The sequence below is a fragment of the Pseudomonas tritici genome (assembly GCF_014268275.3).
In the GTDB taxonomy this organism is placed as follows: domain Bacteria; phylum Pseudomonadota; class Gammaproteobacteria; order Pseudomonadales; family Pseudomonadaceae; genus Aquipseudomonas; species Aquipseudomonas tritici.
In genome coordinates this window covers 1-26,865 of record NZ_CP077084.1, presented here as the reverse complement: position 1 = coordinate 26,865, position 26,865 = coordinate 1, and the positions used below count along the sequence as shown (strand labels likewise).

The window sequence follows — 26,865 nt, the reverse complement described above, 5'->3', positions numbered from 1 at the left end:
CCTAATTAGCTAAATCCGTGGTATCTGAGGCTTTTTTCATGCAGGCGTATCAACGCGATTTCATTCGTTTTGCCATCGATCGCGGCGTTTTGCGCTTCGGTGAGTTCACTCTCAAGTCCGGGCGCACCAGCCCGTACTTTTTCAATGCGGGCTTGTTCAACTCGGGTTCGGCCCTGGCTCAGCTGGGTCGTTTCTACGCGGCAGCCATCGTCGAAAGCGGTATTTCCTTCGACGTTTTGTTCGGCCCGGCCTACAAAGGCATTCCCCTGGCGGCTGCAACTGCCGTGGCCCTGGCTGAACATCACGGGCAGGACCTGCCGTGGTGCTTCAACCGCAAAGAGGCCAAGGCCCATGGCGAAGGCGGTAGCCTGGTGGGCGCGCCGCTGACTGGCGATGTGTTGATCATCGATGACGTGATCACGGCCGGTACTGCTATCCGCGAAGTGATGCAGATCATCGCGTCCCAGGACGGCGCCAAGGCCGCCGGCGTGCTGATCGCGCTGAACCGCCAGGAACGTGGCAACGGTGAATTGTCGGCGATCCAGGAAGTGGAGCGCGACTTCGGTATTCCGGTGGTGAGCATCGTGTCGTTGAACCAGGTGCTGCAGTTCCTGGAAGATGATCCGCAGCTCAAGCAACACCTGCCGGCTGTGCGTGCGTACCGCGAACAATTCGGCGTCTGACACAGATCTCCTGTGGGAGCGGGCTTGCCCGCGATAGCAGTGTATCAGGCAATAGAATTGTTGAATGTGTCGCCGCCATCGCAGGCAAGCCAGCTCCCACAGTGGGACCGCGTACAAACACGAAGGCCCCCGCTCAATTGAGTTAAGCGGGGGCCTTTTTGTTTGCAGCTACGGACGCTTGCGGTTACTGATCAGCGTGCCCACACCCGTGTCGGTGAAGATTTCCAGCAGGATCGCATTCGGTACCCGGCCATCCAGGATCAACGAGCTGCCCACACCGCCTTGCACCGCTTCCAGCGCGCAACGGATTTTAGGCAGCATGCCGCCGTAGATGGTGCCGTCGGCGATCAACTCGTCCACTTGTTGAGTGGTCAGGCCGGTCAACACCTTGCCTTCCTTGTCCATCAGGCCGGCGATGTTGGTCAGCAGCATCAGCTTTTCAGCCTTCAGCGCTTCAGCCACCTTGCCGGCCACCAGGTCGGCGTTGATGTTGTAGGACTCGCCGTTTGCACCCACGCCGATCGGCGCGATCACCGGGATGAAGTCACCTTTCACCAGCAGGTTCAGCAGGTCGGTGTTGATGCCGATGACTTCACCCACTTGGCCGATGTCGATGATTTCCGGCTGGGTCATCTCTGGCGTCTGGCGGGTCACCGTCAGTTTTTTTGCGCGGATCAGCTCTGCGTCCTTGCCGGTCAGGCCGATGGCGCTGCCGCCGTGGCGGTTGATCAGGTTGACGATGTCCTTGTTGACCTGGCCGCCGAGGACCATCTCCACCACGTCCATGGTTTGCGCGTCAGTGACGCGCATGCCATCGATGAAGTGACTCTCGATCGACAAGCGCTTGAGCAGATCGCCGATTTGCGGGCCGCCACCGTGGACTACCACCGGGTTGATCCCCACGGCTTTCATCAACACGATGTCGCGGGCAAAGCCGGTTTTCAGCTCTTCGCTTTCCATGGCATTGCCGCCGTACTTAATCACCAGCGTCTTGCCGACGTAGCGTCGGATGTAAGGCAACGCTTCGGAAAGGACCTTGGCAGTGTTGGCAGCGGCTTCGCGTTCGAGGGTCATTCAGGGCTCCGGTTAAAAATCAGAACGGTAATTGGAGATCAGGGGCAACACGTTTCAACTGGGCGTGGAACACGTCCTTGATGCGCTGCAACTCAGCCTCGGTATCCGCCTCGAAACGCAGGACCAGCACCGGTGTGGTGTTGGACGCGCGAACCAGGCCCCAGCCTTTGGCGTAATCGACTCGCACACCATCAATGGTGGTCAGGTTGGCGCCTTCGCCCCATTGCGCATCGTGCAGTGCGTCAATGATGCTGAATTTGCTCTCCTCGGTCACATGGATATTGATCTCTGGCGTAGAAATATCATTCGGGAAGGTCTGAAACAGCTCTTCGGCCGTGGATTTTTCCTTGCTGAGGATCTCCAGCAGGCGTGCGGCACTGTAAATCCCATCGTCAAACCCAAACCAGCGTTCCTTGAAGAACACATGGCCGCTCATTTCGCCGGCCAACAGCGCGCCGGTTTCCTTCATTTTCTTTTTGATCAACGAGTGACCGGTCTTCCACATTAGCGGGCGACCGCCATATTCCTTGATCAGCGGCGTGAGGCGGCGGGTGCACTTCACGTCGAAGATGATCTCGGCGTTGGGGTTGCGCGCGACCACGTCGCGGGCGAACAGCATCAGCAGGCGATCCGGGAACACGATTTCACCGGTTTCGGTCACCACGCCTACGCGATCGCCGTCGCCGTCGAAGGCCAAGCCCACATCAGCCCCGGTTTCCTTGACCTTGGCGATCAGGTCCACCAGGTTTTCAGGCTTGCCCGGGTCCGGGTGATGGTTCGGAAAGTTGCCGTCAACGTCGCAGAACAATGGGATCACTTCGCAGTTCAGGGCTTCGAGCAGCTGCGGCGCGATCACGCCGGCCGCGCCGTTGCCACAGTCCACCACCACTTTCAGGCGGCGCGCGAGTTTGACGTCACGGGTGATTTCATCAGAGTAGCGTTGCAGGATGTCGACTTTGGTGACGGTGCCCTGGCCGCTGGTCAGATCGTTGGTCTTCAGGCGGTTGTGCAGGGCCTGGATCTGTTCGTTGGCCAGGGTGTCGCCAGCGATGACGATCTTGAAGCCGTTGTAGTCCGACGGGTTATGGCTGCCGGTGAGCATCACCCCGGACTTGCCGGCCAGTACGTTGGCTGCGTAGTACAGCGCAGGCGTCGGCACCAGGCCCACGTCGCTGACATGGCAACCGCTGTCGGCCAGGCCCTGGATCAGTTGTTCCACCAGCTCCGGGCCGGACAGGCGACCGTCACGGCCAACCGAGACGTTGGGCTCGCCCTGGGCCAGGCTCTGGGAGCCGATGGCGCGACCAATCCAGTAGGCCGTTTCGGCAGTCAGGGTCTTGGGCACCACGCCACGAATGTCATAGGCGCGAAAGATGCTGTCGGGGAATGTCGGGGCTACGCGGGCTGCGGTACTCATCGCGGGGGGAAACTCCATCTGAAGGGGGCAAGGCTGGCCTTAATGTGACTGACCGGCAGGCTCAAACTGAAGGGTATGACGGTGTTTTCGGCAGAGAGTTCGTTGTGCAAAAATGCCATCGGAGTGCTGGCCCCGACTTGTTGTCTGCGTAATGCGTTGATTTCTATGGAGAAATCTCGCTGATAAAATCCGCGCATTCTTCGTCCTGAAAGCCCAGCGGTGGCGTCGGGCCGGGCAACGGCGCCCGGCCAGATTCAGCTTAGTCAGTGGCTGCCGGAATGCCCGAACCCGCCCGCGCCGCGCTGGGTTTCGTCGAATTCCTCTACCAGTTCGAAATGTGCCTGTACGACCGGCACCAGTACCAACTGGGCAATGCGCTCGCCGACGGCGATGTTGAACGCGGTCTGGCCACGGTTCCAGCATGACACCATCAGCTCGCCCTGATAGTCCGAGTCGATCAGGCCCACCAGGTTGCCCAGCACGATGCCGTGTTTATGACCCAGGCCGGAGCGCGGCAAGATCAGCGCAGCGAGGCCAGGGTCGCCGACGTAGATCGACAGGCCCGTGGGAATCAGAATGGTCTGGCCCGGCTCAAGCACTGTGTCTTGCTTGAGCATGGCGCGCAGGTCGAGGCCGGCGGAGCCCGGGGTGGCATAGGCTGGCAGCGGGAATTCGTTGCCGATGCGTGGGTCGAGGATCTTGGCTTGCAAAGCGTGCATGGACATTAAACCTGGTTCAGCCGTTGGGCGATAAAAGAGATCAGTTGGCGGGCAATCTTGCCTTTGCTGGTCTGGGCGAAAAGGGTGGCGTGCAGCTCGCGGTCGATCACGCTGCAGGCGTTTTCCTCGCTGTTGAAGCCGATGCTCGGGTTGGCGACATCATTGGCAACGATCAGGTCGAGGTTTTTGTCTTTCAATTTGCGTGCTGCGTAGTCCAGCAAATGCTCGGTCTCGGCGGCGAAGCCGACACTGAACGGACGGTCCGGGCGCGTGGCGATGGTGGCCAGAATGTCCGGGTTGCGCACCATTTGCAGGAGCAGGCCGTCACCGCTCGTAGGGTCTTTCTTGAGCTTTTGCGGGGCGACGACTTCCGGGCGGTAGTCCGCAACCGCTGCCGAGGCGATAAACAGGTCGCACGGAATGGCCGCCTCACAGGCCGCGAGCATGTCGCGGGCGCTGACTACGTCGATTCGCGTGACCCGATCCGGGGTCGGCAAATGCACCGGGCCGGTGATCAAGGTAACGCGTGCGCCTGCCTCGACCGCCGCTTCGGCCAGCGCAAAGCCCATTTTTCCTGAGCTATGGTTGGTGATGTAGCGCACCGGGTCGATGTTTTCCTGGGTTGGGCCAGCCGTGATCAGCACATGCTTGCCAGTGAGTGCCAAGTGCTGGAAGCACTCGGCGGCGCACTGGGCCAGGTCGGTGGCTTCAAGCATGCGACCCATGCCGACGTCGCCGCAGGCCTGGCTGCCGGACGCCGGGCCGAATACCTTGAGGCCACGGCTTTGCAGGAGTTGGGTGTTGGCCTGGGTGGCCGGGTCGCGCCACATGGCCTGGTTCATGGCCGGGGCGATGGCGACGGTGGCGTCGGTGGCCAGTACCAGGGTGGTCAGCAGGTCATCGGCGATGCCTTGGGCCAGGCGGGCGATCAGGTCGGCGGTGGCCGGGGCGATCAGCACCAGGTCGGCCCATTTGGCCAGCTCGATATGGCCCATGGCGGCTTCGGCCGCCGGGTCCAGCAGATCCAGGTGAACCGGGTGCCCGGACAAGGCCTGCATGGTCAACGGCGTGATGAACTCACTGCCGCCGCGAGTCATGACCACGCGCACTTCGGCGCCTTGGTCCAGGAGCCTGCGGACCAGCTCTGCGCTCTTGTAGGCGGCAATGCCGCCGCCAACGCCGAGAACGATGCGTTTCCGATACAGACGCTGCATTGGTTTGCCTTTCCAGTTCAGTGATGCCAGTTCAGTGGCGCCTGCGATGCCCCCTCCCCAGGGGAAATCGCGGCAAAAAAGAGGGCCTACGATAACACAGCGTCCGCGAGGCAACAGCGGTGCACGTGGCGCATAGGACGCATAGGGAAAGGGAGGCGGGATGAGTATTCGCGATTGGCCAGCAGCAGAGCGGCCGCGAGAGAAGCTTTTGGAATGGGGCGCGGCGAGCCTGTCGGATGCCGAGCTGCTGGCGATCTTCCTGCGTACCGGGGTCGCTGGCAGGAGCGCGGTGGACTTGGCGCGCCATCTGTTGGCGCAATTCGGTGGCTTGCGCCCATTGTTGGAGGCCAGCCAGGTGCTGTTCAACCAGCAATTGGGCCTTGGGCCGGCGAAATTTGCCCAGTTGCAGGCAGTGCTGGAAATGTCCCGGCGACATATGGCCGAGCGCCTGCGTAAGGATTCGGTGCTGGAAAGCCCGGTAGCCGTGCGTGATTACCTGAAGGCTTTGCTGCGCCATGAGCCTCACGAGATCTTCGGTTGCCTGTTTCTCGACTCAAAACACAGGGTGCTGGGTTTCGAAGCGTTATCCCAGGGCACCATTGACGCGGCGATGGTTTACCCCCGGCAAGTGGTCAAGCGCGCCCTGGCGTATAACGCGGCGGCCTTGATCCTGTGCCACAACCATCCTTCCGGCAGCGCAGAGCCCAGTGCGGCTGATCGAAAATTGACCAAGTTGCTGCAAAAGGCCTTGGAAGTAGTGGACGTGCGGGTACTGGATCACATCATTGTGGGCGATGGCGATCCGTTGTCGATGGCGGAATACGGGTGGATGTAAGCCCGCCCATGGGGGCGGGCTTGGTTGTCAGGGCTTGACGCTGACCTTGGAGAAATCCTGGCGCCCGAACGGGCTCACCTGATAGCCCTCGACATTCTTGCGGGTCAGGGCAAATGCCGTAGGGTGCGCCAGCGGCAGCCACAACGCTTGCTGCTGGATCTGCGCCTGGGCCTGCTGATACAGCTTGCTGCGTACTCCCTGCTCGCTGGTGGTCTTGCCGGCGCTGATCAGCTTGTCCAGGGCGGGGTCGCAGTAGCGGGCGAAATTGGTGCCGGATTTGACTGCCGCACAGGAGAACTGCGGGGTAAGGAAGTTATCCGGGTCGCCGTTGTCGCCGGCCCAGCCCATGAACAGCAAGTCGTGCTCGCCGGCTTTGGCGCGGCGAATCAACTCGCCCCATTCGATCGCGCGGATCTCGGCCTGGATGCCGACCTTGGCCAGGTCAGCCTGCAGCAGTTGTGCGCCGAGGTTCGGGTTGGGGTTCAGCAGGCTGCCGGTGGGGCGGGTCCAGATAGTGGTCTTGAAACCATCCTTGAGCCCGGCACGGTCCAGCAGCCCCTTGGCCTTGGCGAGGTCCTGTGGATAACCGGGCAGCTCTTTGGCGTAGCTCCAGGTGTTGGGCGGGAAAGGTCCGTTCGCGGCTTCGGCAGTGCCTTCAAACACGGCCTTGAGGTAACTGCCCTTGTCGAAGGCCAGGTTGATCGCCTGGCGTACTTCGGGCTTGTCCAGGGGCGGGTGCTGGCTGTTAATGGCCACGAAGGCGGTCATGAAGGCGGCGGTTTTCTCCACCTTGAGCGCCGGGTCCTTTTCGGCCTCGCCCACGTCCAGCGGCTTGGGCGAAAGGGCAATCTGGCATTCATTGCGGTGCAATTTCTGCAGGCGCACGTTGGCGTCCGGCGTGATCGCGAAGATCAAGTTATCCACAGCCGGTTTGCCGGCGAAGTAGTCCGGGTTGGCCTTGTAGCGCACCACGGCATCTTTCTGGAAGCGGCTGAAGATGAACGGCCCGGTGCCGATGGGCTGGCTGTTGAGCTTCTCCGGCGTGCCGGCCTTGAGCAGTTTGTCGGCGTATTCGGCCGGGTAGATCGAGGCAAAGCCCATGCTCAGGGCGGCGAGGAAGGTGGAGTCGGCGTGATCGAGGGTAAAGCGCACGGTCAGCGGGTCAAGAGCGTCGATCTTCTTGACCAGTGCGGGCAACTGCAGCGACTGCGCATGGGGGAAACCGCTCTGGGCGATCTTGTGCCACGGGTTGGCCGGGTCGAGCATGCGTTCGAAGCTGAAGCGCACGTCTTCCGCGGTCAGGGTACGGCTTGGGGTGAAGTATTCGGTGCGATGAAACTTCACATCCGGGTGCAGCTTGAAGGTATAGGTCAGGCCATCCGGCGAGACTTCCCAGCTGTCTGCCAGGCTTGGCACCAGCTTGCCGCTGGCCGCGTCGTAGTCCACCAGGCGGTTCATCAGCACGTCGGCTGAAGCATTGGTGGTGGTCAATGAGTTGTATTGCACCACATCGAACCCTTCGGGGCTGGCCTCGGTGCAAACGCTCAGATTGGTGGCAGCAACAGCCGCCGGAGCGATAAATAGAGGGGCAAGCAATAGCGGTAGGGCAGCGAGGCGCATGTTCGGTTTCCTTTGCAGATCGAAGGCCCATCTGCGAGTGCAGTCTGGAAAAGTCCTACCGTAGAGGTCTGACAGATAAATGACTAGCCCATTTTTGCCTGTGCTTTTGCCTGAAATGCTGTTTTGATGGCGCCTCAGCGCGTTCCGCCGTGCGCTTCACTGCGCGCGCGGGCGCTGTAAATCATTCTGTGCGACGAGTGGTCGATTGTTACTGCGGCCCCTATTAGCAACGGTTCAGGCGTTTGCCGCCGAGATTTACGCCGGTAAAAACACACGGGCTGTTGTTGCACTAGGGTCTTTCTGGTATAAAGCAGCGCTCTTTTCTAGGGGCCCGGTTCCTTCGCTTGTAGGTGTAGCCGGTAAGACCCTAAAGAAACGCGGCGCCTGGCGCCAAATGACTGAGAGATTAAGCGGCCAACCCATGCCGGGTTGGGCATGTGGTTTTAGAGGGCTGAGGCATGTCGAGAGTATGTCAAGTTACCGGTAAGGGTCCGGTGACTGGGAATAACATTTCCCACGCAAATAACAAAACCCGTCGTCGTTTCCTGCCAAACCTGCAGCATCACCGCTTCTGGGTTGAAGAAGAGAAACGTTTTGTCCGTCTGCGCGTATCTGCTAAAGGCATGCGTATCATCGACAAGCGTGGCATCACTGTCGTGCTGGCCGAAATTCGTGCCGCTGGCAAGATTTAAGGAGCTATATCATGCGTGAATTGATTCGAATGATCTCTAGCGCCGGTACTGGTCACTTCTACACTACCGACAAGAACAAGCGTACTACCCCGGACAAGCTCGAAAAGAAAATGTTCGACCCGCGCGTTCGCAAGCACGTGATCTACAAAGAAGGCAAAATCAAGTAATTGGTTTTCTTCAATGTGAAAAAAAGCCCGTCTCTCACGATTCGGGCTTTTTTTTGCCTGCAATTTGCTGATCAGGCTTTCTGTTCAAACACTACGTAGATCTTGCGGCACGGCTCCAGCACTTCCCAGGAGCCGCTGAAACCGGCCGGGATCACGAAGCGGTCACCGGCGCGCAAGGTCTTGGCGTTGCCGTCGGCATCACGCAGGACGGACACGCCCTGCACAATCTCGCAGTACTCATGCTCGCTGTAGTTGACCTTCCAGTGCCCGACCTCACCTTCCCAGACCCCGGCGCTCATTTGGCCGCACGGGCTGTTGTAGTGGTTGTAGACCGTTTGCTCGGGATCGCCCTTGAGGATTTTTTCGGCAGCAGGGCGGTAGCGCTCGGCGGCGGTCTTGGCTTGGCTGAAGTCGACGATGTCCTGGATGCTCATGTGCGGTTCCCGTCTGGCCTGCGGTTGGAGAGCCCAAAGTCTATGTTTATTAAAATGAACATCGCAAGGGCGTTTACTGGCGTTATGTCAAATATATTGAAACACCCCCAGCCGCTGGTTTAGGGTGGCAGCTGCCTTGAGCCGAACAGATGGCTGGCGGGGCAAGCATTCTTTGAGGCTGCCGGGGGACATCGCCTGGCCCTCGTGTTCAATAAGAGGAGGACACTCGCATGACCACCCTGACCCGTGCCGACTGGGAACAACGCGCCAAGGATCTGAAGATCGAAGGCCGCGCCTACATCAATGGCGAGTACACCGCTGCCGTTTCCGGTGACACCTTCGAATGCATCAGCCCGGTCGATGGCCGCCTGCTGACCACCGTTGCCAGCTGCGACGTCGCCGATGCCCAGCGCGCCGTGGAAAACGCCCGCGCCACGTTCAATTCCGGTGTGTGGTCGCGCCTGGCACCGGCCAAACGCAAAGCCACCATGATCCGTTTCGCTTCGTTGCTCAAGGCCAATGCCGAGGAGCTGGCGCTGCTTGAAACCCTGGACATGGGCAAGCCGATCAGCGACTCCCTGAACATCGACGTACCCGGCGCGGCGAATGCCCTGAGTTGGAGCGGCGAGGCCATCGACAAGATCTACGACGAAGTTGCCGCCACCCCGCACGACCAACTGGGTCTGGTGACCCGCGAGCCTGTCGGCGTGGTGGGCGCTATCGTGCCGTGGAACTTCCCGCTGATGATGGCCTGCTGGAAGCTCGGCCCGGCGCTGTCCACCGGTAACTCGGTAATCCTCAAGCCGTCCGAAAAGTCCCCGCTGACCGCCATCCGTATCGCGGCCCTGGCCGTTGAAGCCGGTATTCCAAAAGGCGTGTTCAACGTGCTGCCGGGTTACGGCCACACCGTGGGCAATGCGCTGGCGCTGCACATGGACGTCGACACCCTGGTGTTCACCGGTTCGACCAAAATCGCCAAGCAACTGTTGATTCGCTCCGGTGAATCGAACATGAAGCGCGTGTGGCTGGAAGCGGGCGGCAAGAGCCCGAACATCGTGTTCGCCGATGCGCCGGACCTGCAAGCGGCCGCCGAATCTGCCGCTGGCGCCATTGCGTTCAACCAGGGCGAAGTGTGCACCGCGGGTTCGCGTCTGCTGGTGGAGCGTTCGATCAAGGACACTTTCCTGCCGCTGGTGATCGAAGCCCTCAAGGGCTGGAAGCCCGGCAACCCGCTGGACCCAGCCACTAACGTGGGCGCGCTGGTGGATACCCAGCAAATGAACACCGTGCTTTCGTACATCGAAGCCGGCCATGCCGATGGCGCCAAGTTGGTAGCTGGCGGCAAGCGCACCCTGGAAGAGACGGGCGGCACGTACGTCGAGCCGACGATTTTCGACGGCGTGACCAACGCGATGAAGATCGCCCAGGAAGAGATCTTTGGCCCAGTGCTGTCGGTGATCACCTTCGACAGCGCAGAAGAAGCGATCAAGATCGCCAACGATACCGTCTACGGCCTGGCTGCCGCGGTGTGGACGGCAGACATCTCCAAGGCGCACCTGACCGCCAAAGCCCTGCGTGCCGGTAGCGTGTGGGTCAACCAATACGATGGCGGCGACATGACCGCGCCGTTTGGTGGCTTCAAGCAGTCGGGCAATGGTCGCGACAAATCGCTGCATGCGTTCGACAAGTACACCGAGCTGAAGTCGACCTGGATCAAGCTCTAAGCAACACCGCAGTCCAAATGTGGGAGCGGGCTTGTGTGGGAGCTGGCTTGCCTGCGATGCAGACACCTCGGTATGTCAGTCATACCGAGGTGATGCGATCGCAGGCAAGCCAGCTTCTACACAAACTCAGCTCCCACACTGTTTTGTATGACCTTAAGAATTATCCACAGGAGCGTGGACATGCGTTGGGCGACCTATTTCGCCGTCTTGGCCTCGGTGCTCAGTGTCGGCCTGGCGCTGGGCGTCAGTATGCCGCTGGTGTCCCTGCGCCTGGAAAGCTGGGGTTATGGCAGTTTTGCCATCGGCGTGATGGCGGCGATGCCGGCCTTCGGTGTGCTGCTCGGCGCGAAGGTGTCCAGTCGCATGGCCTCCTGGCTCGGAACCGCCAACCTCATGCGCCTGTGTTTGTGGGCGGGCGCGGTGTCCATCGGCTTGTTGGCGATCCTGCCCAGCTACCCGGTGTGGCTGGTGCTACGCCTGATGATCGGGGTGATCCTGACCATCGTATTTATCCTGGGCGAAAGCTGGATCAACCAGTTGGTGGTGGAGCAATGGCGCGGCCGTCTGGTGGCACTGTATGGCTGCACGTATGCCCTGAGCCAACTGTCTGGCCCATTGTTGCTGGGCTTGATCGGCACCGACCATGACTACGGTTTCTGGGTCGGCGTCGGTCTGTTGGTGGTGGCGCCGTTGCTGTTGCTGGGACGCTCCGGCGCACCGACTGCCGAGTCCTTCAGCGTGACCTTCGCTGACTTGTGGCGTTTCTGTCTGAGCCTGCCGGCGATTGCGTGGGCGGTGGCGTTATTCGCTGCGTTCGAGGCGATGATTCTGACGTTGTTGCCGATTTACTGCCTGCAACAAGGCTTTACCGCCGAAATCGCCTTGGCCATGGTCAGTACGGTGGTGGTCGGCGATGCGTTGCTGCAGTTGCCCATTGGTGCACTGGCCGACTACCTGCCTCGGCGCACGCTGTTCCTGAGTTGTGCGGTGCTGTTGCTTGCGTCGAGCCTGGCGATTCCGTTGTTGATGCATACGTCGTTGATCTGGCCGATCTGGGTGTTGTTCGGCGCGAGTGCTGGAGGCTTGTTTACCCTGTCGCTGATCCTGATCGGCGAGCGTTATCGCGACGATGCCCTGGTGCGCGCCAATGCCCACGTGGCGCAACTGTGGGGCATCGGTTGCCTGATCGGCCCTTTGGTGGCAGGGGCGGGCAGCCAGTGGATCAGCGGGCATGCACTGCCGCTGCTAATGGCAGCCGGTGCGTTGGGATTGGTGGTGCTGTTGCTGCGCCAAGGCGCGTTCGGCGTGGCGCAACCGGCCTGACCCTGAAATGCGATCAATATGTGGGGGCTGGCTTGCCTGCGATAGCGGTGGGTCAGCAGTTTATCCGTTGCCTGGCACTCCGCCATCGCAGGCAAGCCAGCTCCCACAGTTGATCTCCTCTGGCTCTAGAGCATGCGTTCCAAGCCAACTGACGTTGCAAACCACGCATTGAACCGTCGCCACCAACTGCCCGGCTCGCGGGTCAGGGTGTGCAGTTGGCCGTTATCCTCGGTCACCCACACTATTTGGCCATCCTGCAATTTCGCCTCATAGCTCAAGGCCGGTGCCATGCCTTGCAGCGCTAGGTTGCGCACGTGCTCCGCCAGCTCGGGGCTGTCGACCAGCACGCCGACTTCGGTATTCCACAGCACTGAGCGTGGGTCGAAGTTGAACGAGCCGATAAACGATTTCTGCCGGTCAAAGATCATCGCCTTGCTGTGCAGGCTGGAGTCCGAGCCGCGGAAGGTGCCGCGCCGGAACAGATGCGGCCCGCTGCCTGCGCTGGGGTCACCGGGTTGACGGCGCAGTTCGTAGAGCTTCACGCCGTGTTCCAGCAGCGCCTTGCGATAGGGCGCATAACCGCCGTGTACAGCCGGCACGTCAGTGGCTTCCAGGGAGTTGGTCAGCAGGCTGACCGACACCCCCGCATCGGCGCGCCCGGTCAGGTACACCAGCCCCGGTTGCCCCGGCACGAAATACGCCGAGATCATCATCAGCTCATGGCTGACCCCTTCCAGTTCCGGTGCCAGTTGAGTGGTGAGCAGCAACCGAGGGTCTGGGTCGGCTTTGGACAGCACCTTGCTTGGTGCGTCCCACAGCGCCTGGTTCCAGGCCCAGATCAGTTCGCGGCGCCAGATGTCCATGCGCGGTTGGGTCTGGTAGGTGCGCAAGCGGTTGTAGAGTGCATGGTTCTGCTGGCGCGATTCGGCCAGCGATGCTTCCAGGTACGCGCGCGCGTCGGCGAGGTCGCCTTTGGAAGGTGTATTGGAAACGAAGTTGTCGATGGGCTTGCTCAGGGCGCTGTTCCAGTACTGGTCGAAACTGTGTCCAAGCTGCTCGGCTACCGGGCCCACGCTGAGCATGTCGATATCGGTGAAGTTCAGGTTGGGCTCTGCATCGAAATACTCATCCCCCAGGTTGCGTCCGCCGACGATGGCCACGCTGTTGTCCGCCAGCCATAGCTTGTTGTGCATGCGCCGATGCTGCAGTGACAGGTTGAACAAGCGGCCCATGGCGCGCGTCACGCCGGTGCTGCGCCCCAGGTGCAGGGGGTTGAACAGGCGGATTTCGATTTTGGGGTGGGCGGCGAGCGTGGCGATGATCTGGTCGAGGCCGTCGCTGGTGGTGTCGTCCAGCAGGATGCGCACGCGCACGCCACGGTCGGCGGCCTTGAGCAGTTCGTCCACCAGCATGCGCGTGCTGATGCCGTCGTGCACGATGTAGTACTGCAGGTCCAGGCTGGTCTGGGCGTTGCGGATCAGTTCGGCGCGGGCCATGAAGGCCTCGCTGCTGTTGGGCAGCAGGCGAAAACCCGAGCGCCCTTGATACGGCGCGGCCTGGGCCTGGATAGAGCGGCCGAACGACGACTGCGCCGCGGGCAGGGCATCGCTCGGGATACGCGGTGCAGGCGCCGTGGCGCAGCCGCCCAGAGCCAGGGCTCCCAACAGGAAAAACGGTAATAGCCGTTGCATCATCAAGGGAGTTGCTTCCAGATCAGGGCGGTTGTCGGCATATGACGGCGATTTTCTGCGAAAGGTCAGTCGGCTGCCTCGGCCAGCATTTTGCTCGCGGCAGCCCCCACCTTGCGCACAGCTTCTTCAATCTGCGGCGTAGGCTTGGCAGCGTAGTTCATGCGTAGGCAGTTCCGGTACTTGCCCGATGCAGAAAAAATGCTGCCTACGGCAATCTGGACGCCTTGCTCCATCAGCACGCGGTTGAGCTTCAAGGTATCAAAGCCCTCCGGCAGCTCGACCCATAGCATGAAGCTGCCCTGGGGCCGGCTGGCGCGGGTGCCTGTCGGAAAATAGCGGCTGACCCAATCGAGTATCAAGTCGCGATTACGCTGGTATTGGGTGCGCATCCGCCGCAAATGCGGCTCGAAGTGCCCGTTTTTCAGGAATTCGGCAATGGCGATCTGCGGTTGTGTCGCCGTGGAACCCGTGCTGATGTATTTCATGTGCAGCACGCGCTCCAAGTATCGACCGGGAGCCACCCAACCAATGCGCAAACCGGGCGCCAGGGTTTTCGAGAACGAGCTGCACAGCAGTACACGGCCGTCTTCGTCGAAGGACTTGATGGTGCGCGGGCGCGGGTAGCTATAGGCCAATTCGCCGTACACATCGTCCTCAATGATTGCCACGTCAAAGCGCTGGGCCAGGGTGAGTAGTGCCCGCTTGCGCGCCTCCGGCATGATGTAGCCCAGGGGGTTGTTGCAGTTGGGGGTCAGCTGGATGACCTTGATCGGCCACTGTTCCAGCGCCAGTTCCAGCGCTTCGAGGCTGATGCCGGTGATCGGGTCAGTAGGGATTTCCAAGGCTTTCATGCCCAGGCCCTTGAGGGTCTGCATGGCGCCGTGAAAGCTCGGCGAATCCACTGCGACGATGTCGCCAGGCTCGCAAATGGCATGGATGCTGGCGGACAGCGCCTCATGGCAACCGGTGGTGATCACGATGTCCTCGGCGGTCAACTGGCAGCCGGAATCCAATGACAGTCGCGCAATTTGCTCGCGCAGCTCCATACAGCCGAGGATGTTGTCGTAATACAGGCCGGGCAGGTCCTGGCGGCGGCTCACGCGGGCGAGGCTGCGCAGCAAAGGTTTCAGGGTGGGGGACAGCACATCTGGCATGCCGCGCCCCATCTGTATGACATCTTTGCGCGGCACCGCGCGAATCAGCTCCAGCACTTGGTCCCACTGGGATATCTCTACCGGTCGTTGGGCCGGTCGACCAATTTCGGGCAGGGCTGGCAGCTCGCGGCCGACCGGTACGAAATAGCCGGATTTCGGCTTGGGCATAGCGAGGCCGTTATCTTCCAGCAATCGATAGGCCTGCTGCACGGTGCTCAGGCTGACCCCATGTTCCACACTCAAGGCCCGCACAGACGGCAAGCGATCACCGGGGCGATAGAAGCCTTGTTCGATGCGCGTGCCCAATAATTCGGCGAGGTTCACATAAAGGGTCATGGTGGTCGCTCCCCGGGGACCAGTACAGATTGGGCGAAAATACAGGATTCAGGCGCCAATAGGCAGTGTCTGTATGGATTTAATATAAGCAGGTTGAATCTGTATTGGTTTGTGCTGCGCACTCATGCTTGTCACTCAAGGCGACAACGCAAATGAGGGGCAGCAAAATGAACGGTATGAGCGATGTGCGGCTGGCGTTACACAGCCAGGAACTGGAGGCTGGGCAGGAGCGGGCGACGGCGCCGCGCAACGTCAGCCGCTGGAACCTGTTCTGGCACCGCCGTCAAACGCGCAAGGCTTTGCTGCACTTGACCCGTGAGCAATTGCGCGACGTCGGGCTGAGCGCTGAACAGACGCGCCAGGAAGGGTTGAAACCTTTCTGGCGCAGCTGATTCACACCAGCTCTTTGAAGCGGTGCCAGAGCATCCCCAGCGCCAACAGTGGCGAGCGCAGGTGCTTGCCGCCAGGGAACGTCATGTGCGGCACCTGGGCGAACAGGTCGAAGCGGCCCTGTTGCTGGCCGCTGATGGCTTCAGCGAGCAGCTTGCCCGCCAGGTGCGTGGCGTTGAGCCCATGGCCGGCGTAGGCCTGGGCGTAATACACGTTGGGCTGCTCCGCGAGCCGGCCAATCTGGGGCAGGCGGTTGGCGCCGATGCCGATCATGCCGCCCCATTGATAGTCGATTTTTACATCGGCCAACTGCGGGAATACCTGCAACATTTTCGGGCGCATATAGGCGCCGATGTCCTGGGGATCACGGCCGGAATAGTGGCAGGCACCGCCGAACAACAGGCGGCGGTCGGCGGACAGTCGGAAGTAATCCACCGTTACCCGCTGGTCACACACCGCCATATTCCGAGGCAGCAGTTTGCTGGCCTGAGCTTCGCTTAACGGCTCGGTGGCGATGATGTAACTGCCGGCGGGCAACACCTTGCCGCTCAGGTGCGGGTTGAGGCCATTGAGGTAGGCGTTGCACGCCAGCACCAAGGTCTTGGCGCGCACGTTGCCCTGGGCGGTGTGTACGTTGACCTCGGGGCCGTAGTCGATGCGCGTGACCTGGGACTGCTCGAACAGCTTCACGCCCAATTGCTGCGCGGCGGCGGCTTCGCCGAGGGCCAGGTTGAGCGGATGCAAGTGGCCCGAGCCCATGTCGATCATGCCGCCCACGTAGCGCTCGGAGCCGATCACGCTGCTCATCTGGTCTGCTTGCAGCAGGCGCACCTCATGGCGATAACCGAGGCTGCGCAGTTCTTCGGCGTCGTCCGCCAGGCCTTTGAGGTCTCGGGGTTTGTTGGCGAGGTCGCAGTAACCCCAGGTCAGGTCGCAGGGGATCTGAAAACGTTCGACGCGCTCACGCACGATCTCCACGGCTTCCAGGCCCATCAGCTTCATTTGGCGCACACCATCGGTGCCGATCACATTGGCGAACTGGTCCAGGCCATGGCCGACGCCACGAATCAACTGGCCACCGTTACGTCCGCTGGCGCCCCAGGCGATCTTGCGCGCCTCCAACAGCACTACGCTGAACCCGCGCTCGGCCAGCTCCAGCGCCGTGTTCAGCCCGGAAAAACCGCCGCCGACCACGCACACATCGGCAGTGACTTCGCCTGCCAACACGGGGTAATCCGGTTGCGGCACGCTGCTGGCGGCGTAGTAAGAGGCGGTGTGCCGGGCGCTGGCGGTCATGGGAGCATCCCTGTTTGGAAAATTTGACGCAGGATACAGCGGTCGGACGAAGCTGTCTGCGCAGGGCGTTTTACGGCAGAATCCATACTTAGTCGCCGTTCGGTAAATGTTTCGATGAGTTGCAACAGTCAGAAAATCAGCGCGCTGCGTCGGCAGATACCTTCGTTCGAGTGCGTCCCCGGTTGCCACGATTGCTGTGGGCCGGTGACCACTTCGCCCGAGGAAATGTCGCGCCTGCCGCGCAAGACTGCTGCCGAGCAGGACGCGGCCATGGATGAGCTGAACTGCGTGCACCTGGGGCCCAACGGGTGCACGGTGTACGACGAGCGGCCGTTGATCTGTCGGCTGTTCGGCACTACCAAGACTTTGCCGTGCCCTAACGGGCGGCGGCCGGTGGAGCTGATTCACCCGCGGGTGGAAAAGCAGATCCACGAATACATGGCGAGCACGCGGCAAGTGCTGGTCTGACTCGGTTAATGTGGGAGCTGGCTTGCCTGCGATAGCGGTGTGCCAGGCCCGCATGTGCCGATTGATACACCGCTATCGCGGGCAAGCCAGCTGACACAGTTGACGGTGTTGTGTCAGTCAGTCCGGGATCGGAAGGTTCAGGCTCTCCTTCACTTCTTCCATCACGATATAGCTCTTGGACTCCCGCACATGGGGCAACTTGAGCAGGATATCGCCGAGCAGTTTGCGGTACGACGCCATCTCGGAGATCCGCGCTTTCACCAGATAGTCAAAGTCTCCAGATACCAAATGGCACTCCAGCACGTGCGGCAGTTTCAGCACGGCGCGGCGGAATTCCTCGAAGGTGTCGCCGGATTTGTAATCGAGGCTGATCTCGACAAATACCAGCAAACTGCCTTTCAAATGCTGGGGATTGAGCCGCGCGTTGTAGCCCATGATGATCCCTTCACGCTCCAGACGGCGCACTCGCTCGGTACAGGGCGTGGTCGACAGCCCGACCTTCTCCCCCAATTCCGTGAACGAAATACGTCCGTCGGTTTGCAGGATGCGCAGGATGTTGCGGTCGATCTTGTCCAGCTCCCGCTTGGTCTGGGTGTTGGTACGCATAGGGGATACGCCTCTGTGAAAAGGGTTTTTGCCGAGAATTGTCGCCAAATATAGGCAGTTATATAGTGAAATGCACTGGCAATTGTTTTTTACACTGCGCTCATCATTGCTCGAATAACACACGTCAGCGGCCATGCCCGCGATGAGGATATAAAAATGCGCGTTCTGGTCTTGGGTAGCGGCGTGATTGGTGTGACCAGTGCCTACTATTTGGCGCGGGCCGGCTTTGACGTCGTAGTCGTTGACCGTCAACCTGCCGCCGCCATGGAAACCAGTTTCGCCAACGCCGGCCAGGTGTCCCCAGGCTATGCATCGCCGTGGGCCGCGCCGGGCGTGCCGCTCAAGGCCATCAAATGGCTGCTGCAACGCCACGCACCGCTGGCGATCAAGGCCACCGCCGATATCGACCAATACCTGTGGATGGCGCAGATGCTGCGCAACTGCACCGCCAGCCGTTATGCGGTGAACAAGGAGCGTATGGTCCGCCTGTCCGAATACAGCCGCGACTGCCTCGACGAGCTACGCGCTGAAACCGGCATTGCCTACGAAGGCCGCAGCCTCGGTACTACCCAACTGTTCCGCACCCAGGCACAACTCGACGGTGCCGCCAAAGACATCGCCGTGTTGAAAGAGTCCGGCGTGCCGTTCGAACTGCTCGACCGCGCCGGCATCGCCCGCGTTGAACCGGCCCTGGCCAGCGTCACGGATATCCTCGCCGGTGCCTTGCGCCTTCCGAATGACCAAACCGGCGACTGCCAAATGTTCACCACGCGCCTGGCCGATATGTGCACGCAACTGGGTGTGGAGTTCCGCTTCGAGCAGGATATCCAGCGGCTCGACTACGCCGGTGACCGCATCAACGGCGTGTGGATCGATGGCAAGCTGGAAACTGCCGACCGCTACGTGCTGGCCCTCGGCAGCTACTCGCCGAAATTGCTCAAGCCGCTGGGGATCAAGGCGCCGGTCTACCCGCTCAAGGGTTACTCGCTGACCGTACCGATCACGAACCCGGCGATGGCGCCGACGTCGACCATTCTCGACGAGACCTACAAGGTCGCGATTACCCGTTTCGATAACCGCATCCGCGTCGGCGGCATGGCTGAAATAGCCGGTTTTGACCTGTCGCTTAACCCGCGTCGGCGCGAAACCCTGGAGATGATCGTCAACGACCTTTATCCTCAGGGCGGCGATTTGACCCAAGCTTCGTTTTGGACCGGCCTGCGCCCGACCACGCCCGACGGCACGCCGATTGTCGGTGCCACCCCGTTCAAGAACCTGTTCCTGAATACCGGTCACGGCACGCTCGGTTGGACCATGGCGTGTGGCTCCGGCCGCTTGCTGGCTGACCTGATGGCCAAGAAAACCCCACAGATCAGCGCCGAAGGCCTCGATATTTCCCGTTATGGCAACCACCAGGAGTCCGCACGACATGTCAATCCAGCGCCAGCTCACCAATGAGCGCATGAGCCAGATCGTTGTCCACGGCGGTACCGTGTATCTGGCCGGGCAAGTCGGCGACGACATGACCGCCGGGATTGAACAGCAAACCCGTGAAACCCTGGCCAATATCGAGCGTTTGCTGGGCCTGGCCGGCACCGACAAGACCAAGCTGTTGTCGGTGACGATTTACTTGAAAGACATCGACGCCGATTTCGCCGGCATGAACGCGGTGTGGGACAAGTGGCTGCCCAAGGGCGTTGCCCCGGCCCGTGCCACGGTTGAAGCCAAGCTGTGTGAACCGGAAATCCTGGTGGAGCTGTCCGTCGTGGCGGCCCTGCCTTAAGCAAGATCCCTCTCCCGGTGCCGACGCTGTCTGTCGGTACCGGTTTTTCTTCACTCTGCCGCCTAGAAGCCTGCCGCCATGCGTCCAGCCCGTGCCCTGATCGACCTCCAAGCCCTGCGTCACAATTACAAACTGGCCCGTGAAGTCACGGGGGCCAAGGCCCTTGCCGTGATCAAGGCCGATGCCTACGGCCATGGTGCCGTGCGCGTGGCACAGGCGTTGGAAGCCGAGGCTGATGGATTTGCCGTGGCATGCATCGAGGAAGCGTTGGAGCTGCGCGCCGCCGGGATTCGTGCGCCAGTGCTGCTGCTGGAAGGCTTTTTCGAAGCCGACGAGCTGCCGCTGATCATCGAGCATGATTTCTGGTGCGTGGTGCATTCGCTATGGCAACTGGAAGCCATTGAACAGGCCAGGCTGACCAAGCCGCTGACCATCTGGCTCAAACTCGACTCCGGCATGCACCGCGTTGGCCTGCACCCCAAGGATTATCACGAGGCTTATCAGCGCCTGCTGGCCAGCGGCAAAGTGGCCAAAATCGTACTGATGAGTCACTTTGCCCGCGCCGATGAACTCGACTGCGTGCGCAGTGATGAACAAGTTGAGGTGTTTGAAGCAGCGCGCCAGGGCTTGTCGGCCGAGGTCAGCCTACGCAACTCACCGTCGGTCATGGGCTGGCCGACTGTGTCCAGCGACTGGGTTCGCCCCGGCATCATGCTTTACGGCGCCACGCCGTTTGGTGAAGACCAGGCGGTGGCGGCGCGTTTGCAGCCGGTGATGACGCTGGAATCCAAGGTGATCTGTGTACGGGAATTGCCGGCCGGTGAGCCGGTGGGCTACGGCGCGAAGTTCATCACGCCCAAGCCGATGCGCATTGGTGTGGTTGCCATGGGTTATGCGGATGGCTACCCGCGTCACGCGCCGACGGGAACCCCGGTGCTGGTGGCCGGGCAGCGCAGCCAATTGCTGGGCCGCGTGTCGATGGACATGCTGTGTATCGACCTGACGGACGTACCGCAGGCCGGGCTAGGTTCTACAGTGGAGTTGTGGGGCAAAAACATCCTGGCCAGTGATGTGGCGGTTGCCGCCGAAACCATTCCCTATCAGCTGTTCTGCAATCTGCGCCGCGTGCCAAGGCTCTATTCCGGGGCCTGATCGTCAGGCACGAACACAACCGTCCGGGATTTAGGCCCAAGTGTTGTAAATACTGAACGCTGTCGCCATGATAACGCTCAATTACAACAAAGCCTGAATCCTAGGAGGCACCTGCATTGGACGTCGGCGAACGACTGCAATCCATCCGTAAACTGAAGGGTCTTTCCCAGCGTGAGCTCGCCAAGCGCGCGGGTGTCACCAACAGCACCATTTCGATGATCGAAAAAAACAGCGTCAGCCCCTCGATCAGCTCCTTGCGCAAGGTGCTGGGCGGCATCCCCATGTCCATGGTCGAGTTCTTTTCCGAGGAGATCCTCCAGGAAATACCGACGCAGATCGTCTATAAAGCCAATGAGCTGATCGACATCTCTGACGGCGCCGTCACCATGAAACTGGTCGGCCGGGCTCACCCCAGTCGGGCGATTGCGTTTCTCAACGAAATCTACCCGCCGGGCGCCGACACGGGCGAAGAAATGCTCACCCACGAAGGCGAAGAAACCGGGATTCTGGTGGAAGGTCGCCTGGAGTTGGTGGTCGGTCTTGAAACTTTTGTGCTCGAAGCTGGCGATAGCTACTACTTTGAAAGCACCAAGCCCCATCGTTTTCGCAACCCGTTCGATGTGCCGGCGCGACTAATCAGCGCAGCCACACCCGCGAACTTTTAAGAATAGAGGCGCCCTGCCAGCATTGCAGAGGTTCCCGTAGCAGTATTCCGTGAAGCTGAATCTCCCTTTGTTTAATAGGGTTGTTTCGGCCAGGCGGGCTAACCGTTATACTTTCGCCGCCTGCGAAACCGTGGCCGCAGGCGTGAATAGCCACCATTGAGGGTGAACGCGTGAACCTAATTATGAAAATGCTGGCTGCACCAGCAACCGTACTGGCCCTATGGGCTGTCAGCGCTCAAGCTGCGACCAATGATGACATTGCCAAGCGCCTGGAGCCTGTCGGCCAGGTGTGTGTTCAGGGTCAGGAATGCAAGGGAATGGAAGTCGCCGTGGCAGCGGGTGGCGGTGGGGCGAAAACCCCCGACGAAATCATCGCCAAACACTGCAACGCATGTCACAGCACCGGCCTGCTGGGCGCGCCAAAAATCGGTGATACCGCCGCCTGGAAAGAGCGAGCCGACCACCAGGGCGGCCTCGACGGCATTCTGGCCAAGGCGATCACCGGTATCAATGCCATGCCACCTAAGGGTACTTGCGCTGACTGCTCGGATGATGACCTTAAAGGCGCCATCAAGAAGATGTCCGGCCTCTAATCAGCCGATCTTCGCCAAAACAGCCGCTTACGAGCGGCTTTTTTGTGCCCGCAAATTGTGTTTCACCACTGTTCTTTGCAGCAAAGACCCGCCACTCTCTGTCCAACCCCTAATCACGGAATGTTCAGGAGGGTCGGATGGTGCAGTTGTGTTCAATCGAGCAAGCAGTTGATGACGTACTGGCGCGCTTGCCGGCGCATATCCACATGGGCATGCCGCTTGGCCTGGGCAAGCCCAACCTGTTTGCTAACGCGCTGTACCGGCGCATCGCTAAATTGCCGGATCGGGCGCTGACGATCTATACCGCCCTAAGTCTTGGCCGGCCGACGATGGGCGATGGCCTGCAGAAACGCTTTCTCGAACCCTTTATCGAACGAGTGTTTGGCGATTACCCCGAGCTGGATTTCCTCGCTGACCTGCATAAAGACAGTCTTCCAAAAAATATCCACGTGCAGCAGTTCTTCATGCAGCCCGGCAGCTTGCTCCACAGCGAGTCGGCGCAGCAGGACTATGTCAGCAGCAACTACAGCCACGCTGCCCGCGACATCAACGCCGCCGGCCTGAACTTGGTGGCGCAATTGGTTGCGAGCAGCGCCGAACACCCTGATCGCCTGAGCCTGAGCTGCAACCCGGACATCACCCTCGACCTGCTGCCGATGATCGCCAAGCGACGTGATGCGGGGGAAACCGTGCTGATCGTTGGCCAAGTCCATGGCGATTTGCCCTACATGCCCGGCGATTCCGAGTTGGGTATGGACGCCTTCGACTACCTGATCGATGAAAAAGACAGCACCACGCTGTTCTCCACGCCGAATATGCCGGTGGGTTTCCAGGATCACTTTATCGGCCTGCATGCCAGCACCCTGGTGCGCGATGGCGGCACCTTGCAGATTGGTATCGGCTCAATGGGCGATGCGCTGACCGCTGCGTTGCTGGCGCGCCAAGCCGACAACGAGGCCTACCGGCTGCTGCTGACCGACATCGATGTGTATCAATGGGCGCCTTTGATCAGCCGGGAAGGTGGTGTCGATCCGTTTGCCCGTGGCCTGTATGGTTGCAGCGAGATGTTCGTCAACGGCCTGCTGGTACTGGCGGACGCGGGGATTATTCGCCGTAAGGTTTACCCGGATGTAACGACCCAGGAGCAGGCCAACGCCGGCACGCTCGACGATGCGGCGCAGCCTGATGGCATCTCGATCCACGGTGGTTTCTTCCTCGGCCCGAGAAGTTTTTACCAGCGCCTGCAGGAAATGACCCACGCCAAGCGCCTCGAATTCAACATGACTCGCATCAGCTACATCAACGAGCTGTACGGCCAGGAAGAACTCAAGCGCCTGCAACGCCGGGATGCGCGGTTTATCAACAGCGCGATTATCGTCACGTTGCTTGGCGCGGGTGTAGCCGACCAGTTGGAAGACGGTCGCGTGCTCAGCGGTGTGGGCGGGCAGTACAACTTCGTGGCCCAGGGCCATGCACTGGAAGGCGCGCGTTCGATCCTGATCCTGCGCAGCTGGCGCGAGTCAGCGGGGGAGGTCAGTTCCAATATCGTTTGGGACTATGGGCATTGCACGATTCCCCGGCACCTGCGGGATATTGTCATCACCGAGTATGGGATCGCCGATTTACGTGGGCAGACGGATGCCCGGGTTATCGAGGCATTGCTTAACATTACTGACTCACGCTTCCAGGACGATTTGATCGAACAGGCGCAAAAAGCCGGCAAGTTGCCCAAGGATTTCCAGCTGGATCCGCGCTTTGCCGATAACACGCCCGAGCGGCTACAGGCGATTCAAGCGCGCCATCGTCGGTTGTTTCCGGAATATCCACTGGGCAGTGATTTCACCGATGAGGAACGAGATTTGTTGCGGGCGCTGAACTGGCTCAAGAGCAAATTCAAGCTGACGGAGATGCTGGAGTTAGGCAAGGCGGCGTTGGATGCGCCTGAACCGGAGGCTTATCCGGAGCATTTGAAGCGGATGCGGTTGGATAAGCCGGAGGGGCTGAAAGAGGATCTGTATCAGCGGTTATTACTCGCCGGCCTCCAGGCCACCGGGCACTAACGAACATCCAGACCAAATGTGGGAGCTGGTTTGCCTGCGATGATGGCGTGTCAGGCGACAAAGATGTCGACTGACAGGCCATCATCGCAGGCAAGCCAGCTCCCACATTTAATTGCGGTGTTATCAAGTTATTCGATGAAGGTGACCACGCCACCGGCCAGCGATTTCACACGCGCCAGCGACTCCACCCGATAACCCTGCGCATCCAGCTCCGCGCGGCCGCCCTGGAACGACTTCTCGATCACAATCCCCAAGCCGGCAACGGTCGCGCCCGCCTGCTTGATGATCGAAATCAGCGCCTGGGACGCTTTGCCATTGGCCAAAAAGTCATCGATCACCAGCACGCGGTCGCTGCTGGTCAGGTGACGTGGCGAGATGGCTACGGTGCTTTCGGTTTTCTTGGTGAACGAGTACACCGTCGCCGACAGCAGGTTTTCCGTCAGGGTCAACGATTGCTGCTTGCGCGCGAAGATCACCGGTACACCCAGGTTCAGACCGGTCATGATCGCCGGTGCGATGCCAGAGGCTTCGATGGTGACAATCTTGGTGATGCCCGAATCCTTGAACAGCGCGGCGAATTCATCGCCGATCAGTTTCATCAGTGCCGGGTCGATCTGGTGGTTCAAAAAGGCGTCGACCTTGAGTACCTGATCGGAAAGCACGATGCCTTCTTCGCGAATTTTCTTGTGCAGTGCTTCCACGGAAAGCTTCCTCTAATGGCGCGGTGCGCGCCGAAAGTAGATTAAAAAGTAGTCGATTCTAGCGCTTTAACATCGCGCGTATATCCGCCAAGGCGGTGTTGCCGCGAACGGCCTTCACCTCGGTCGGGGTGTCGTCATTGCCTTCCCAGGCCAGGTCGTCCGGCGGCAGTTCATCCAGGAACCGGCTGGGCGCGCAATCGATGATTTCGCCGTACTGCTTGCGCTTGGCTGCAAAGGTGAAGGCCAGGGTCTGACGCGCGCGGGTAATGCCCACGTAGGCCAAGCGGCGCTCTTCTTCGATGGTGTCGGCTTCGATGCTGGAGCGGTGCGGGAGGATTTCCTCTTCCATGCCCATGATGAACACATAGGGGAATTCCAGGCCCTTGGATGCATGCAAGGTCATCATCTGCACACCTTCGGCGCCGTCTTCCTCTTCTTGCTGGCGCTCGAGCATGTCGCGCAGCACCAGCTTGCCGATGGCATCCTCGACGGTCATCTCGCCGTCTTCGTCTTTTTCCAGGGTGTTCTTCAACGCTTCAATCAGGAACCAGACGTTGCCCATGCGGTAATCCGCGGCCTTGTCGCTGGAACTGTTGGTGCGCAGCCAGTTTTCATAGTCAATGTCCATGACCATGCTGCGCAGGGCGCTGATCGGGTCTTCGCCGGCGCATTGCTCGCGCACCTTGTCCATGAAGCGCTTGAAGCGCGCCAGGCGGTCGGTGAAGCGCGTGTCCAAGTGTTCGCCCAAGCCGATTTCGTCGGTAGCGGCGTACATCGAGATCTTGCGTTCCGTGGCGTAGTTGCCGAGTTTTTCCAGGGTCGTGGAGCCGATCTCCCGGCGCGGCACGTTGATCACGCGCAGGAACGCGTTGTCGTCGTCCGGGTTCACGATCAGACGGAAGTAGGCCATCAGGTCTTTCACTTCCTGACGTCCGAAAAAGCTATTGCCGCCCGACAGTCGATACGGAATCTGGTGGTGCTGCAGCTTCAGCTCGATCAGCTTGGCCTGGTAGTTGCCGCGATACAGGATCGCGAAGTCGCTGTAGGGGCGGTCGGTGCGCAGGTGCAAGGTCAGTAACTCGACGGCCACGCGCTCGGCTTCGGCGTCTTCGTTGCGGCAGCGGATCACGCGGATCTCGTCGCCGTGGCCCATCTCGCTCCACAGTTGTTTTTCAAACTCGTGGGGGTTGTTCGAGATCAGCACGTTGGCACAGCGCAGGATGCGGCTGGTGGAGCGGTAATTTTGCTCCAGCATCACCACTTTCAGGGACGGGTAGTCGTCCTTGAGCAGCATCAGGTTTTCCGGGCGGGCGCCACGCCAGGCGTAGATCGACTGGTCATCGTCGCCGACCACGGTGAACTGGTTGCGCTTGCCGATCAGCATCTTCACCAGCAGATACTGGCTGGCGTTGGTGTCCTGGTATTCGTCCACCAGCAGGTAGCGCACCTTGTTCTGCCATTTTTCGAGGACGTCGGCGTGTTCCTCGAACAGCTTGACCGGCTGCAGGATCAGGTCATCGAAGTCCACCGCGTTGAACGCCTTTAGCGTGCGCTGGTAGTGGGTGTAGACGATGGCGGCAGTCTGTTCCTTGGGGTTGCGTGCGTTTTCCAGGGCCTGGGCGGGCAGGATCAGGTCGTTTTTCCAGGCGCCGATCATGTTCTTGATCTCATCCACACCGTCGTCGCCTGCGTATTCCTTTTGCATGATGTCGGTCATCAGCGACTTCACGTCGGTCTCGTCGAAAATCGAGAAACCTGGCTTGTAGCCCAGACGTGCATGCTCCTTGCGGATAATGTTCAGCCCCAGGTTGTGGAACGTACACACGGTGAGCCCGCGGCCTTCGCCACCCTTGAGCAGGGTGCCGACACGTTCTTTCATTTCCCGCGCGGCCTTGTTGGTAAAGGTCATGGCGACGATGTACTGGGCGCGGATGCCGCACTGCTGGATCAGGTGCGCGATCTTGCGGGTGATCACGCTGGTCTTGCCGGAGCCTGCACCGGCGAGCACCAATAGAGGGCCGCCGACGTAGTTCACGGCTTCTTGCTGCCGGGGATTGAGTCGGGACAT

At 60.5% G+C, this 26,865-nt stretch carries 25 protein-coding genes and 1 pseudogene; 14 read left to right on the top strand and 12 right to left on the bottom strand.

What is annotated here, in order from left to right:
• The first annotated feature begins 38 nt into the window (after window positions 1–38).
• The gene (pyrE, locus tag HU722_RS00130) at window positions 39–683 is read left to right on the top strand and encodes an orotate phosphoribosyltransferase (protein WP_003195489.1); all 645 of its coding nucleotides are present in this window, start codon (window positions 39–41) and stop codon (window positions 681–683) included.
• 168 nt (window positions 684–851) lie between these two features.
• Here the strand turns inward: pyrE and argB are convergent, their stop codons facing one another.
• The 4 genes and pseudogenes from argB to coaBC all read right to left on the bottom strand — a co-directional run bounded on the left by argB (window position 852) and on the right by coaBC (window position 5,107).
• Window positions 852–1,757 (bottom strand): acetylglutamate kinase, encoded by a 906-nt coding sequence (gene argB, locus HU722_RS00125; protein ID WP_017735763.1) that lies wholly within the window; start codon window positions 1,755–1,757, stop codon window positions 852–854.
• Window positions 1,758–1,776: 19 nt separating this feature from the next.
• Window positions 1,777–3,183 (bottom strand): annotated as a pseudogene (locus tag HU722_RS00120) (phosphomannomutase/phosphoglucomutase); the annotation flags it as partial.
• Between the two features lie 254 nt (window positions 3,184–3,437).
• A complete protein-coding gene (gene dut, locus HU722_RS00115) occupies window positions 3,438–3,893 on the bottom strand; it encodes a dUTP diphosphatase (RefSeq protein ID WP_003213270.1) in 456 nt (151 codons plus the stop codon).
• A gap of 5 nt (window positions 3,894–3,898) precedes the next feature.
• Window positions 3,899–5,107: a bifunctional phosphopantothenoylcysteine decarboxylase/phosphopantothenate--cysteine ligase CoaBC gene (coaBC, locus tag HU722_RS00110; RefSeq protein WP_043048060.1), complete on the bottom strand. Its 1,209-nt coding sequence runs from the start codon at window positions 5,105–5,107 to the stop codon at window positions 3,899–3,901.
• A gap of 160 nt (window positions 5,108–5,267) precedes the next feature.
• Here coaBC and radC point away from each other — a divergent pair, with 160 nt between their 5' ends.
• Entirely contained in the window at window positions 5,268–5,942 is a 675-nt protein-coding gene (gene radC / locus HU722_RS00105; RefSeq protein ID WP_065875475.1) for a RadC family protein, read from the top strand.
• Window positions 5,943–5,969: 27 nt separating this feature from the next.
• On the opposite strand, the gene HU722_RS00100 is transcribed toward radC, so the two are convergent.
• Window positions 5,970–7,562 carry an ABC transporter substrate-binding protein gene (locus HU722_RS00100; protein WP_065891314.1) on the bottom strand — a complete coding sequence of 531 codons (1,593 nt, stop codon included), beginning with the start codon at window positions 7,560–7,562 and terminating at the stop codon, window positions 5,970–5,972.
• Window positions 7,563–8,020: 458 nt separating this feature from the next.
• Here HU722_RS00100 and rpmB point away from each other — a divergent pair, with 458 nt between their 5' ends.
• Window positions 8,021–8,254 carry a 50S ribosomal protein L28 gene (rpmB, locus tag HU722_RS00095; RefSeq protein ID WP_003176907.1) on the top strand — a complete coding sequence of 78 codons (234 nt, stop codon included), beginning with the start codon at window positions 8,021–8,023 and terminating at the stop codon, window positions 8,252–8,254.
• A gap of 11 nt (window positions 8,255–8,265) precedes the next feature.
• Entirely contained in the window at window positions 8,266–8,421 is a 156-nt protein-coding gene (rpmG, locus tag HU722_RS00090; RefSeq protein ID WP_003176906.1) for a 50S ribosomal protein L33, read from the top strand.
• A gap of 71 nt (window positions 8,422–8,492) precedes the next feature.
• Here the strand turns inward: rpmG and HU722_RS00085 are convergent, their stop codons facing one another.
• Window positions 8,493–8,855, bottom strand: a complete 363-nt coding sequence (locus HU722_RS00085) for a cupin domain-containing protein (RefSeq protein ID WP_065891315.1) — start codon at window positions 8,853–8,855, stop codon at window positions 8,493–8,495.
• A gap of 230 nt (window positions 8,856–9,085) precedes the next feature.
• Here HU722_RS00085 and HU722_RS00080 point away from each other — a divergent pair, with 230 nt between their 5' ends.
• Both HU722_RS00080 and HU722_RS00075 read left to right on the top strand, forming a co-directional pair.
• Complete coding sequence (locus HU722_RS00080) at window positions 9,086–10,579, top strand: aldehyde dehydrogenase (protein WP_065891316.1); 1,494 nt, start codon at window positions 9,086–9,088, stop codon at window positions 10,577–10,579.
• A gap of 180 nt (window positions 10,580–10,759) precedes the next feature.
• A complete protein-coding gene (locus HU722_RS00075; RefSeq protein WP_065875471.1) occupies window positions 10,760–11,902 on the top strand; it encodes an MFS transporter in 1,143 nt (380 codons plus the stop codon).
• A gap of 125 nt (window positions 11,903–12,027) precedes the next feature.
• Here the strand turns inward: HU722_RS00075 and HU722_RS00070 are convergent, their stop codons facing one another.
• Window positions 12,028–13,596 (bottom strand): phospholipase D family protein, encoded by a 1,569-nt coding sequence (locus HU722_RS00070; protein ID WP_065875470.1) that lies wholly within the window; start codon window positions 13,594–13,596, stop codon window positions 12,028–12,030.
• Between the two features lie 62 nt (window positions 13,597–13,658).
• Entirely contained in the window at window positions 13,659–15,083 is a 1,425-nt protein-coding gene (locus HU722_RS00065) for an aminotransferase-like domain-containing protein (protein ID WP_065875469.1), read from the bottom strand.
• A 167-nt stretch (window positions 15,084–15,250) separates the two neighbouring features.
• On the opposite strand from HU722_RS00065, the gene HU722_RS00060 reads away from it, so the two are divergent.
• The gene (locus HU722_RS00060) at window positions 15,251–15,475 is read left to right on the top strand and encodes a DUF1127 domain-containing protein (RefSeq protein WP_186754425.1); all 225 of its coding nucleotides are present in this window, start codon (window positions 15,251–15,253) and stop codon (window positions 15,473–15,475) included.
• A gap of 1 nt (window position 15,476) precedes the next feature.
• On the opposite strand, the gene HU722_RS00055 is transcribed toward HU722_RS00060, so the two are convergent.
• Window positions 15,477–16,769, bottom strand: a complete 1,293-nt coding sequence (locus HU722_RS00055; RefSeq protein WP_065891317.1) for an NAD(P)/FAD-dependent oxidoreductase — start codon at window positions 16,767–16,769, stop codon at window positions 15,477–15,479.
• 114 nt (window positions 16,770–16,883) lie between these two features.
• On the opposite strand from HU722_RS00055, the gene HU722_RS00050 reads away from it, so the two are divergent.
• The gene (locus HU722_RS00050) at window positions 16,884–17,237 is read left to right on the top strand and encodes a YkgJ family cysteine cluster protein (protein ID WP_016975913.1); all 354 of its coding nucleotides are present in this window, start codon (window positions 16,884–16,886) and stop codon (window positions 17,235–17,237) included.
• Between the two features lie 117 nt (window positions 17,238–17,354).
• Here the strand turns inward: HU722_RS00050 and HU722_RS00045 are convergent, their stop codons facing one another.
• Entirely contained in the window at window positions 17,355–17,843 is a 489-nt protein-coding gene (locus HU722_RS00045; protein ID WP_003176896.1) for an Lrp/AsnC ligand binding domain-containing protein, read from the bottom strand.
• Window positions 17,844–17,999: 156 nt separating this feature from the next.
• On the opposite strand from HU722_RS00045, the gene dadA reads away from it, so the two are divergent.
• From dadA to HU722_RS00015, 6 genes are all read left to right on the top strand, one after another.
• On the top strand, window positions 18,000–19,301 hold the full coding sequence (gene dadA / locus HU722_RS00040) for a D-amino acid dehydrogenase (protein WP_065891318.1): 1,302 nt from the start codon (window positions 18,000–18,002) through the stop codon (window positions 19,299–19,301).
• Window positions 19,273–19,626 carry a RidA family protein gene (locus HU722_RS00035; RefSeq protein ID WP_065875465.1) on the top strand — a complete coding sequence of 118 codons (354 nt, stop codon included), beginning with the start codon at window positions 19,273–19,275 and terminating at the stop codon, window positions 19,624–19,626. Before dadA ends, HU722_RS00035 begins: the two co-directional genes overlap by 29 nt.
• A 78-nt stretch (window positions 19,627–19,704) precedes the next feature.
• Window positions 19,705–20,778, top strand: a complete 1,074-nt coding sequence (gene alr / locus HU722_RS00030) for an alanine racemase (RefSeq protein WP_065875464.1) — start codon at window positions 19,705–19,707, stop codon at window positions 20,776–20,778.
• Between the two features lie 116 nt (window positions 20,779–20,894).
• On the top strand, window positions 20,895–21,443 hold the full coding sequence (locus HU722_RS00025; RefSeq protein WP_003176893.1) for a cupin domain-containing protein: 549 nt from the start codon (window positions 20,895–20,897) through the stop codon (window positions 21,441–21,443).
• A 182-nt stretch (window positions 21,444–21,625) separates the two neighbouring features.
• Window positions 21,626–22,036, top strand: coding sequence for a c-type cytochrome (locus HU722_RS00020; protein ID WP_003195451.1), 411 nt, complete (start codon window positions 21,626–21,628; stop codon window positions 22,034–22,036).
• Between the two features lie 137 nt (window positions 22,037–22,173).
• The gene (locus HU722_RS00015; protein ID WP_065891319.1) at window positions 22,174–24,096 is read left to right on the top strand and encodes an acetyl-CoA hydrolase/transferase C-terminal domain-containing protein; all 1,923 of its coding nucleotides are present in this window, start codon (window positions 22,174–22,176) and stop codon (window positions 24,094–24,096) included.
• Between the two features lie 128 nt (window positions 24,097–24,224).
• Here the strand turns inward: HU722_RS00015 and HU722_RS00010 are convergent, their stop codons facing one another.
• On the bottom strand, window positions 24,225–24,797 hold the full coding sequence (locus tag HU722_RS00010) for a xanthine phosphoribosyltransferase (protein ID WP_003195447.1): 573 nt from the start codon (window positions 24,795–24,797) through the stop codon (window positions 24,225–24,227).
• A 58-nt stretch (window positions 24,798–24,855) separates the two neighbouring features.
• Window positions 24,856–26,865 (bottom strand): DNA helicase Rep, encoded by a 2,010-nt coding sequence (gene rep, locus HU722_RS00005; RefSeq protein ID WP_049710948.1) that lies wholly within the window; start codon window positions 26,863–26,865, stop codon window positions 24,856–24,858.